General features: G+C 42.7%; 11 protein-coding genes. 10 read left to right on the top strand and 1 reads right to left on the bottom strand.

The genetic code is table 11. The features are described 5' to 3' along the window. Positions 1-367 precede the first annotated feature (367 nt). A complete protein-coding gene (gene gcvH / locus ABZA00_RS14495; RefSeq protein WP_372882875.1) occupies positions 368-745 on the bottom strand; it encodes a glycine cleavage system protein GcvH in 378 nt (125 codons plus the stop codon). Between the two features lie 578 nt (positions 746-1,323). On the opposite strand from gcvH, the gene ABZA00_RS14490 reads away from it, so the two are divergent. The 10 genes from ABZA00_RS14490 to ABZA00_RS14445 all read left to right on the top strand — a co-directional run bounded on the left by ABZA00_RS14490 (position 1,324) and on the right by ABZA00_RS14445 (position 9,485). Next, positions 1,324-1,950: a helix-turn-helix domain-containing protein gene (locus ABZA00_RS14490; RefSeq protein WP_372882874.1), complete on the top strand. Its 627-nt coding sequence runs from the start codon at positions 1,324-1,326 to the stop codon at positions 1,948-1,950. A gap of 45 nt (positions 1,951-1,995) precedes the next feature. Beyond that, positions 1,996-2,217 carry a GDCCVxC domain-containing (seleno)protein gene (locus tag ABZA00_RS14485; RefSeq protein WP_372882873.1) on the top strand — a complete coding sequence of 74 codons (222 nt, stop codon included), beginning with the start codon at positions 1,996-1,998 and terminating at the stop codon, positions 2,215-2,217. 877 nt (positions 2,218-3,094) lie between these two features. Continuing rightward, on the top strand, positions 3,095-3,490 hold the full coding sequence (locus tag ABZA00_RS14480; protein WP_372882872.1) for a DUF2784 domain-containing protein: 396 nt from the start codon (positions 3,095-3,097) through the stop codon (positions 3,488-3,490). A 315-nt stretch (positions 3,491-3,805) separates the two neighbouring features. Then, positions 3,806-4,282, top strand: coding sequence for a GNAT family N-acetyltransferase (locus ABZA00_RS14475; protein ID WP_372882871.1), 477 nt, complete (start codon positions 3,806-3,808; stop codon positions 4,280-4,282). A gap of 125 nt (positions 4,283-4,407) precedes the next feature. Further along, positions 4,408-4,869, top strand: coding sequence for a YccF domain-containing protein (locus ABZA00_RS14470; protein WP_372882870.1), 462 nt, complete (start codon positions 4,408-4,410; stop codon positions 4,867-4,869). Positions 4,870-5,246: 377 nt separating this feature from the next. Next, entirely contained in the window at positions 5,247-5,612 is a 366-nt protein-coding gene (locus ABZA00_RS14465; protein ID WP_372882869.1) for a hypothetical protein, read from the top strand. A gap of 322 nt (positions 5,613-5,934) precedes the next feature. Continuing rightward, on the top strand, positions 5,935-6,408 hold the full coding sequence (locus ABZA00_RS14460; protein ID WP_372882868.1) for a hypothetical protein: 474 nt from the start codon (positions 5,935-5,937) through the stop codon (positions 6,406-6,408). A 93-nt stretch (positions 6,409-6,501) separates the two neighbouring features. Then, a complete protein-coding gene (locus tag ABZA00_RS14455) occupies positions 6,502-6,924 on the top strand; it encodes a DUF1353 domain-containing protein (RefSeq protein ID WP_372882867.1) in 423 nt (140 codons plus the stop codon). Between the two features lie 240 nt (positions 6,925-7,164). Then, positions 7,165-7,914, top strand: a complete 750-nt coding sequence (locus ABZA00_RS14450; RefSeq protein ID WP_372882866.1) for a hypothetical protein — start codon at positions 7,165-7,167, stop codon at positions 7,912-7,914. Next, on the top strand, positions 7,911-9,485 hold the full coding sequence (locus tag ABZA00_RS14445; RefSeq protein ID WP_372882865.1) for a pYEATS domain-containing protein: 1,575 nt from the start codon (positions 7,911-7,913) through the stop codon (positions 9,483-9,485). The genes ABZA00_RS14450 and ABZA00_RS14445 overlap by 4 nt, the downstream gene beginning before the upstream one ends. Positions 9,486-9,981 lie beyond the last annotated feature (496 nt).

Genomic DNA, 9,981 nt, shown 5'->3' with positions numbered 1-9,981 from the left:
CTGCCCTACGGGTTCATCTAAAAGCGTCCTGCGCTGCGTTGCTCGTCGTTTACATAGAATAACTATGCTTCGCTCCTCGCGCCTTGCTCAGAACGCTTTTAGATTGAACAAAATTTGTACTCGAAAGGTCAACAGACCCTAGGTATTAGAACAAAACTAAGGCGGGTTTACAGCCGCCTAATTTAGGCAATTCCATTAATTTTTGCTCTTGGTTTAAGTCTGCCTAACTGGCTGAATGTACCGAGTTTATTTGTGTAATTAGCTATTTTAATTACACAAATTAGCAAAAAACTAACATTGATTTACGCTACTTAAATAAACAGGTAATCATTAAGTTTACTTAATCACATTGTATTTACTGCGTTAATTATTCTTCGTTGGCTGCGTGGTAGTCATCGCTCGACATCAGGTTATCAAGTTCACTCGGGTCTGCGAGTTTAATTTTGACAATCCAACCTGCAGAATAAGGAGACTCATTAATGTATTCAGGGTTGTCTTCCAGCTCTTCATTAATTTCCACTATTTCACCTGTAACAGGTGCGTAGAGATCAGAAGCTGCTTTAACTGACTCGACTAATGAAAAAGTTTCCCCGGCTTCGGTTTGATCGCCAACTTCCGGCAGATCAACGAATACTACATCACCTAAAAGTTGTTGCGCCTGATTTGAAATACCCATAGTAATAGTACCGTCACCGTTATCCTGTACCCATTCATGCGTATCAGTGAATTTTAATGCGTTTTCCATGTTAACCCCTTTACTCTTTGTTTATGTAAAATATTGTAAGACCATTGCCTCGTGATAAAACGATGACAATAGCTAAATTTAGTTGTTATACAGTGTGACTCATCCGTATCATCATCTTGTTCGAATCAACTGTCAGTTGTTTTTTAATCCCATAGCAGAGTTATTGACCGGTCAAAACCCCGAAAACCTTTCTTAGCTACAATTTAAGCGTATGTGACCAGAGAGATTGTCACTGAATTTTAGCTTTTGGTGAAAAATAAGTTTCCGATAGTGAAATTTATTACCAAATAATGATTTAAAATTAAGTGTAACGCTGTCTAATCAGGTTTTTTATGCTTATTTTTACCTTACTCAAAGATAAACAATGGTTAATCATTGAGGGATATAATGGTGTTTCAGCAACTTTTTAGATAAAGCTTAAAAATTTAAGTTATTATATGTGTGACGAGTGTATTATTCCATTGTTTTTTTGGAAAAAGTTTCCTAAAGGAAACTTTTTATTTCCTGGTTCGATTTGAACCTTTTTTAATACGCTTTATTAATGACGTTCAATATATAGCTAGGCAAAAGAGGCAGTAATGACAGAGCTTATTCAGCAAGATATTTATCCATCGATGCTAATTTCTGAGGATCAGGGAGATGAAAAAATAGAACCCGTTAAACTCGGACAGCGTTTAAAAGAGATACGCAAGTCATTTGATTTAACGTTAGAGGAAGTCAGTAAAAAAACGGGTTTAGCACGTTCAACCTTATCTAAGATAGAAAATGAACAGATATCGCCAACCTTTCAGGTAATGCAAAAATTGACTAGCGGTTTACAGATAGATATTCCTCAGCTGTTTGCTCCGCCTAAGCAGGTTCGCGCAACAGGTCGTCGTGATATTACCCGCAATGAAGAGGGGAAACCCCATCCAACTTCGACCTATGAGCATGAGTTACTGGCTACGCAGTTAAGCAACAAAAAAATGATGCCGTTCAAGTCATTGGTCAGGTCACGTGATTTTGCAGATTATTCGGACTGGATTCGTCACGATGGCGAAGAATTTTTATTAGTATTATCCGGTAAAATTACTTTCTTTTCAGAGTTTTATGAACCGGTCAACTTAAATGAAGGTGATTCCGTCTATTATGATGCCAATATGGGGCATATGCTCATTTCAATTAGTGAAAAAGATGCTTTGATTCTCTGGATCACTGCCTCTTGAATACGCAAATCTGCTCAAAATTAGTTGACCTTTACAGTAAGATAAATGCCAGATTTGATTTTAGAATCTACGATCACCTGTCCTGAATGCGGCCATCAAAAATCTGAATTGATGCCCACAGATTACTGCCAGTGGTTCTATGAGTGCGAATCATGTCATTATGTGTTGAAACCTTTACCGGGCGACTGCTGTGTATTTTGTTCTTACGGCACAGTTAAATGCCCTCCGATACAAAAAGGCAGTAGTTGCTGCGGCAAAGGTGTATAACAGATGGGACCGTTTTCTCGTTTATAGTTATTTATCTGACTTTGAGAGCTGCCCAATAAAAACTGTGTAACTGCTTATTTATACCTAATATTCGAAATCAGAATAAGCAGCTCTTAATCAGAAACAACCGTAAGCTTTTGTACGTCAATCAAGCAAGGGCTTAAAAGCAGAAACAGGCATCAGCAATGCTTTTGTAAACATTTAACTAAAAGTACTGCTGATGCGACAGGTGATAAACTGTCATCGGTCATATTTATACACCCATATTGGCAACATTAATAAGAACGCTTATTATGACTGATACATTAGGAAATTAGTCGTTCCGGGAATGATTGTCTTAATAGCTATTTTCTCAGTGTGACGTTTCATCTTGAGGTCGAAGGCAGATGGCTCTGGCAAGATGAGGATAAAGAGGCCCCGTAAATCAGATCGCCTTTCGGACTTGATATATACCTATGTTACTTCAAAATGCTTTGTCAGGCACGAGCTTGGAAATCAGAGCAAGGCGCAACATGAGGTAATGGTTATTCCCTTTTCGATTGGTGCAACGCAGCACTGGTTTTCGAGCTCGCGCCCCGTAGGGCAAGGGAAATTGCACCAAGCTGCGTTGTTATAACACCTCTATGTAGAATAACTATACTGAAATTTTATGCCTAGAGCGCCTAAAAATCGCTCATTCTGCGTTGTGTCAGCTCGAAAGAGATCTCTATTCCTTCGCTAACACGCCTTGCCTGAGCGATTTTCAGTCAGCCCTGGCGTTCGTTTTTTAAACTATATGGTGCTCTAGCATCTCGGCACAATTGACCTTGCTGACTTTGCATCTTGAAGTATCATGGGTATAGTTACCAAGCCGGGCCGAAGCGTTCTAAGGTGCGTGATGAAATTTTATCAATATATCGCAGATACAATATTGTTTATTCACTTTTCATTTGTTGTTTTTGTGATTCTAGCTCTGATCCTAATTGTGATTGGTGGATACCTTAAGTGGGTATGGATCCGTAATTGGTGGTTCAGGCTAACTCACCTTGCCGGTATCTGTTTTGTTGTTGTTCAATCCTGGTTAGGGTTAATATGTCCGCTAACAACGTTTGAAATGTGGCTGCGTGAACAAATCAATGAAGCACAATATTCCGGTAGTTTTATTCAATACTGGTTACAACGTATCTTGTATTATCAAGCTCCTGATTGGGTGTTTACCTTTATATATACCACATTCGGCTTATTGGTTATCGTCTCGTGGATTCAATTCCCACCCGAAAAAACAAAACAATAACGATGACCGGACATGGGATGTTGGTCTTGATGTTATTAGGGTCTGTTGACCTTTTACGTGCATTTTTGCAGCGGTTTGTTCGTATTTTATACAAGGCAGAGCCTGCGTAGTGTAGTTACTCTTCATAAGCTGGCGATAACGAATACGATCGCGCGAACAAATGCTGCCCTGCGGGTTCATCTAAAAGTGCGCTGCGTTGCTTGTCGTTTACATAGAACAACTATGCTTCGCTCTTCGCACCTTGCTCAGAACGCTTTTAGATTGAACAAAATTTGTACTCGAAAGGTCAGCATACCCTAATAAAGGCGGAAGATAATGGTTAGCATAGAAAAGCTTAGCGACGCGCACATCGAAAGTGTGCTTAAAATTACTTTAGCGGAAGAGCAGATGAAATTTGCAGGAGCAGCTGAAGAGTTCTTAGCTGATGGTAACGACACAACTCACCTCCATGTAATTAAGTCTTATGATGAAGTTGTTGGTTTCTTCAAAATTGATATTACTTACGCATTTACCCATGAGTTTTGCGCTGACAACGGAATTGCTTTGAGGACATTTGTAATTGACGTAAATCATCAGGGCAAGGGGATTGGAACCGCGTCTGTAAAAGCATTGTTTTCTTACCTGAAGGCAAATTACTCAGCATATAATTCAATTTATCTGACGGTTAATTGTCTCAATCGGGCTGCACAAGCTTGTTATCAAAAAGGTGGTTTTGAAATTACGGGTGAAAAATACCTTGGTGGAGAGGCCGGTCCTCAACACATAATGCGAGGAAAGATAAACGGGCCCTAACTTCAGTTTCTGGTAGTGTAAAGAGGTATCGTGTTGAAAGCGTATTTGTGCCTTGTCCGCAGCTAAGCTGGAAGTTATCTGTTTAGGTAACCCAGCAACTTTTTTATTTTAGTAAAGGAAGTGAAATGAGACTCATTGGTAATTTAATCTGGTTTATGTTTGGTGGCGTAATAATGGGATTAGCCTGGTTCTTTTTCGGGTTGTTGGCTTTTATCAGTATTGTAGGTATTCCCTGGGGAAGAGCTTGTTTTGTTATGGCTGGTTTTTCCTTTTTCCCTTTTGGCAAAGAGGCTATCCCTCGTAATCAGTTAACGCAATTCGAAGACCTTGGAACGGGCAGTTTAGGAATGTTAGGAAATTTTCTCTGGTTCATTTTTGCCGGGGTTTGGTTGGCTGTCGGTCATCTGTTTTCAGCGCTCGCCTGCTTTATCACAATTATCGGAATTCCATTTGCTTTACAGCATTTAAAACTTGCAGGCATTTCAATTGCACCTATTGGTAAAACTGTCGTAACTAAAGAGGTTGCCGCTGCTGCCCGTAATGCAAGTGCACAAGTCGACGTGGCAAACTTAAGATCAAACAGATAACAAAATTCACAACGGCAAAATCAGTTTAAGCAGACTTTCCCTGGCAAAAAGAAACAACCAGCAAATTTCAAAGGCAAGAAGCTTAGGGGCAAGATTTTTAATTATCCAATGGTAATACCAGAAAAAAACTACTCAGCATAAAGCACAGTTTGCACTATTCACTATTGTACAAGGCAATAACTGCTCCGGATTCCTGTATTTTCCCAAGCAAAAAATTAATGTTTTCTCATTTTTGTGAGCCAGGTAAAAGTTTGTAATGACAGATATGGTCTAACTTACTATCCAATAAACATATTTTGGTGAATGGCTATTAGTTTGAATATTAACTAATACACAGTCGGGCAATATAGAATACATACTTCAATAAGGCGAACAAAATGAAGAAAAGTGTACTTGGCTTAAGTTTGTTGTGGTTGTCGAATTATGCTCTCGCAGAGGATCCGGTAGTAACTGATTCAAATAAGTATCAAGTTGTTTTTCAAAATGAAAGGGTTCGGGTAATGGAATACAGGGATAAACCGGGAGACAAAACGAATAGGCACAATCATCCTGACAGCATCGTTTATGCATTGTCACCATTTAAACGAAAATTGATTTTAGGTAATGGGAAGGAATTGGTCGTGCAGAAAAATGAAGGAGAAACATACTGGGTTGCTGCTCAAAGTCATGTGGGGGAAAATATTGGAATAACGGATACGCATGTAATAATAGTCGAGCTTCAAGAAATAGATGAGAGTAAATAGCAAAAAGACCTAATAATCCCAAGCAATCGGGTGAGCTGTCAGCTTTAAATAAGCGAATCGATACTGCACAATGATTATTACAGTTATTGATGGGTTAAATCTCCCTCTAATAGTTAAGATTTGCCTTGCACTATATAAAGCTACCTGCACTGTATAACTGAACAAGTTAACTTTATGATATTAAATAGTATTTCATTTCTATTATCCGGAAATGGAATTAAATCGGCATATTGTAAATGTGTATTAGTGTGAATGACGGCTAAAATAAGATTAGGCAGTTAAATAATATTAATCTGATTTTTCCAGTATAGAAGGTATCCTGATGCGCAAGAAAATTATCAAATTAGATCAGAAACAAGACGTTGACTCTTCTCGGAAATGGCTGGATATCGAGAAGCTTGCGGCAGTTGAAGTCACTTCAGAGGACGATGCATTTCCAATCGAGTCCGCACTGTTGCCTGGTAAAGTATCGGAGTGGTGTGCCTTAGAGCCAGGAAAACAGATGATCAGGCTGCGATTCGACGACCCTCAGAGAATCCAATGGATCAGGCTGAACTTTCAAGAGCCGGAAATTATACGTACGCAAGAATTTATTTTGCGTTGGTCTAATGACGGTGGTCTATCGTACCGGGAAATTATAAGGCAGCAGTGGAACTTCAGCCCCGAAGGTTCAACCAGTGAAATTGAAAATTATCAGGTAGATCTTTCGGGAGTCACTATTCTTGAGTTGAGCATCAATCCTGATATAAGCGGGACAAACGCTTTGGCCTCTTTGAAGGAGTTGCGTCTTGCCTGACAAGGGCGTTTAGCTCGGACAAACGCTACGCCGGTATTCCAGGTAACGGCGACATCGTGTTTCAGTTAAACATCAAAGAAGAGGAGTCGTGAAATGGTTACAGAAGGCTTTATCAGCTATAGAGCTGACTATAAATACCAGCTGGCAAGCAGTTACAAGATCGATATTCCAATCAAACCAAATTCTGCTATAAAAACAGATTTTATTGATCTGGACACTAATGGAAATTTGCTGGTTAAGGAAGGCTATGCATGGGATGGTCCTTCGGGTCCTGTCATTGATACAGACCAAAATATGCGTGCGTCTCTGGTTCATGATGCGCTCTATCAGTTAATGAGGCTTGAACAGCTTAGCTCCAGAACTCACAGAAAAGCAGCAGATCAGTTATTTAAAGATATTTGTAAGGAGGACGGAGTATCAAATCTGAGGGCATCAGGTTATTACAAGGCCTTGCGTAGATTTGGTAAACCAGCAGCAAGCCCGCAAAACAAGAAAGTAGTACATCGTGCGCCATAAACTTGCAATCCACCAAGTCTGATGTGTACTCCATAGACTTAAAATAGCGCATACCCTACGGTATTTTTTGAACATATTAAGCAAAAACAAACTCTGCTTTATATCCGCCCTAAAGGACGAGGTTTTACGGCAAAAGAGATAAAATAAATAGCGCTAAGTTATGTATGCCGCAAACTGTTTTTAAAGATTGGAATGGTCTAAGTTTTACCAAGTACACATATTGTATTTGTATTAGTACGAATGACAATTAATACACGGTTAGGAAAAACACCGCGAGAAAATGATATGGTGAACAATTCGGGGAAAAAACAGCGTACCGGTTCCGCGCGCGCGGACCACTCAGTACCTTACCCCCGCCCTCAATGGGGAACTTATGAAGTGTTGATGAGACGTATGTTGGTGGGTTTGACCGTATTTTTCTTTATCGCCAGCCTGGTGCAGTTGGTCTACCTTCATGCCCGTATCGCAGATCCACCCGGAGCGGAACTTTATCAACGCCTGCAGGCCGCCATTCCTGAACAACCTGATGCCAAAGGGGCGGAGTCACTGTCCGTGTATGCCGCGTTGGAGGCTCAGGCTCTGAGTCGCCGCTATCATCAGGGCAACGTGCTGCTTATGTCGCGTATCTGGGTCAGCTACCTGAGTTTTGTCACCGGCATGATTCTCTGTCTGGTGGGGGCTTCCTTCATATTGGGTCGCCTGCGTGAGCCAACGTCATCTATTGGGGCGGACAGTAATTTAGTGAAATTGTCTGTGCAGAGTTCTTCGCCGGGTATCATCCTAGCAAGTTTGGGCACCGTTCTGATCATCACCTCCATAGTTACCAATCATCGCATCGAGATTCAGGATACATCAATCTATCTTGGCACATACCCAGGTGCAAAAAGTGTTGATTATATAGCACCGAATGTCGAAATCGAAGTGAATGATGGTTTCGATTGTGCTGTTGATCCCGATGGGCCTCAATGCGCGGCGAGGAAGGAGAAATGAAAACCATGTATATAATCAGGTGGGTTTTACTGATCGCCGTTATCTCGACCACTGGATTTAGTATACCATCTCAGGCCGGCTTGACCGAACTGCGTCAACGCTATGAGAGCGGTGCCTGTAACCAGGACCAAAACCGCATGGTCGAGGATTTACGCGCCTACCGCCGTGAACTGTGGCTCAAAGGACGCCGCAATCTGCAATCGGATTTCATGTTGGCTTCGTGTTTGTGCCCGACCCCTGGTGCTGACGCGTTGTCAAAACTTCCGGCGCGTTACCGTGGGCTAAGCTCGGAGGACACGAATCAGATCAGTCGTGCAGCGAGCGAGTGTTGGGGAGAGCAGTTGGCTCGCTACGTGCCACCGGGTACCGCTATTGCATTTGTTGGAGGAAAAGGCTCCATGCAAGAAGAGCTTGTCAAAAATGAACATTCGCAGATGACACCTGAGGTCACGCTTGAATACGAAAGGCGCTTGTTCAGCCGGCACAATATCCAGCAGGCTGTGGAAAGTCTGCACCGGCGCGGTTTCCAGCGAGTATTTACCGGTGACAACTTTTTGGTAACCGGTGACTACGAGCACGACGAACTGAGGTTTATCAGTTCGTTGATGGAACAGGTTGTGCAACGCCTCGCTAGACAATACGGCCTGGAGCCGCCCCGTACTCTGATCACTGTATATCTGTTCAACACCAGAGAACAACTACAGCGACACGCCCGCGAAGAGCATGATTTGCAAATATCGAGCGGGACCTGGGCCTATACTTTTCCTTTGGATGCCAGTGTCAGCGTGTGGCGATCGGGTGGAGCCGGCACTGTGGGTCACGAGGTCATGCATGCTCTTCTGGATCAAAATTTGCCATATGCCCCACCTTGGCTAAACGAGGGGAGTGCAGCGCTGTTTGAGGAATTCAAAATGCTGGATGGTAACCGTATTGCAGGTAGATTCCGCCGTGACCACTGGCGCATCCCATTCCTCAAGCCCCGTGACGTTCCGGCGCTCGAAGCGCTGCTAAGCATGGATTGGGGGCAGTTAGACGATGCGCAGCTTTTCCAGGTCAGGCACGCCACCGCTAAGATGTTCGCTATGTATCTGCAAGAAATAGGGAGCCTGAGATCAGTGCTCAATGCATACAAGGGTAGGGATCTGTTTGAATTGGATGATGACATAGGGGTGGTGGAACGAGCCACGAGTATGGGGATCGCACGACTGCAAGACAGCTTCCAGGAATGGCTGCGCGGCAAACTCGGTTGGTCCGACAGCGCGATGACTGACCAGCAGGTATTCGAGCAATTGCTCCTGGTTAACAACGCGCGCTTTATTGAACAGCGGTCGGGCCGAAGCTGGTACCAATGGACAGCTTTTATTTCTGGCCCCAGCGAAGCGCGTGAACGGATTGTCAGTGTGCGATACCTGCTGCATCCGACTTTTAACCCTTCTGAACGAATGGGGGATGCATCTCGGCCTGGCCATCCATTGACCACCAGAGGTTGGGGAGTATTCACCCTGCGTGCTGTGGTGATATTGGATAGCGGCCGGAGCAGAGAGTATGTACATCGTTTGCGGTTTGATTGAGGTATAAGTAAACGATTAGAAGACTACCCTTTTACACTTTGCCCTGTTTTCAGAATCAGGAGAGAATGCGAGGAGTCTAATAAATTCTTTTGGCGATAGTATCACGCCTTTTGCGTGTGAGATGCTCGGGCTAAATAAGGTGAAAAAGTTGTCTAAAACTTCGCTTCAGCCATGTTTTGTAATGCTTATACCCATGATACTTCAAGATGCAAAGCCAGCAAGGTAAATTGTGCCGAGATGCTAGAGCACCATATAGTTTAAAAAACGAACGCCAGAGCTGACTAAAAATCGCTCAGGCAAGGCGTGTTGGCGAAGGAATAGAGATCTCTTTCGAGCTGACACAACGCAGAATGAGCGATTTTTAGGCGCTCCCGAAGGGCGAGGCCCAAATGGTCGCATGTTGCGTTAAATTTTTTCGATTTAGGCCCACTAGATCTTCAAAAATTTGCCTTACCTGCGACCATTTGGGCTCTCGCTGGTGCTGTTTTTTTAAACT

The sequence above is a fragment of the Psychromonas sp. genome, from assembly GCF_041586535.1.
Taxonomy (GTDB): Bacteria; Pseudomonadota; Gammaproteobacteria; order Enterobacterales; family Psychromonadaceae; genus Psychromonas.
Note: the sequence above shows the minus strand (reverse complement) of the source record. Positions and strands in the feature narration are given on the sequence as shown.